This is a genomic window from Protofrankia sp. CiP1_Cm_nod4 (assembly GCF_982290645.1).
Genome location: NZ_CEVIVC010000033.1, coordinates 31065 through 31801, shown reverse-complemented (window position 1 = coordinate 31801; position 737 = coordinate 31065). Strand labels below are relative to the sequence as shown.

Below are 737 nucleotides of genomic sequence, written 5' to 3'. Positions count from 1 at the left end.
GTGCGCGCGGCGAGTTCGCGGATATCGTCGGCGTCCCTGCGGCGCTGGGCGATCAGCTTCGTGGCGAGAAGGAACTCGTCAGACGCGTACCTCACGTGGAGTCCGGGGGTAGGGACGTGCGCGAGGGCAGCCGGCGGTAGTGGCGGCATCCACATGGCCGCGCGGGTGTTGAGCCAGTTCTCCGGCAGACCGTCCTCGCGGGCGATCGCCCGGGCCTCGTCCAGGACGGCCTGGTCGCGGGTGATCGCGTCGACGTCTTCCGTGCGCCGCAGATCCCGGTTGGAGGTCGCCGCGATGGCCGCACCGCCGACGATGAACACAGCGGCTGAGACGCCGCGTGCCCGTAGCCGTTCGTCGAGCCTGGCCAGGAGTGAAATGATCTCCGTGGCGGAGAACTCGTGCCGGTCGTTCACGCTGTGACCAGGTCACGGGCTGGGACGAAGATATTGAGCCTCTTCAGGTAGTCCGGAGTCCGGGTGATGATTTCCGCTCGGTCGAGGAAGGGATGCTCGGGAACCCAGGGCTGAGGCAGACGCGTGGGCTCGCACCACGTCGGCGGTTCAACTCCGGCCCGCTCGAACTCCCGCCGCGCCAAGACGGCCAGCAGGGCATCGAAGCCCGCGCTGCCCGTGGTCGCCGGGACGGCCTCCCAGGCGGCAGCCGATCCGTCGCGCCGCTCCAACAGCAGGCGTAGATGGTCACGGCCCTGAAGGAGCATCCGCCACGCCCACTCCTCG

The 737-nt window shown here is 69.3% G+C and carries 1 protein-coding gene and 1 pseudogene; both read right to left on the bottom strand.

Features of this window, described 5'->3' with window-relative positions:
- A partial coding sequence (locus AC5LSR_RS08945; protein WP_493468347.1) for a DUF6036 family nucleotidyltransferase occupies positions 1–413 on the bottom strand: 413 nt, incomplete at its 3' end.
- Positions 410–737: pseudogene (locus AC5LSR_RS08940) on the bottom strand (XRE family transcriptional regulator); the annotation flags it as partial. The pseudogene AC5LSR_RS08940 and the gene AC5LSR_RS08945, both read right to left, overlap by 4 nt.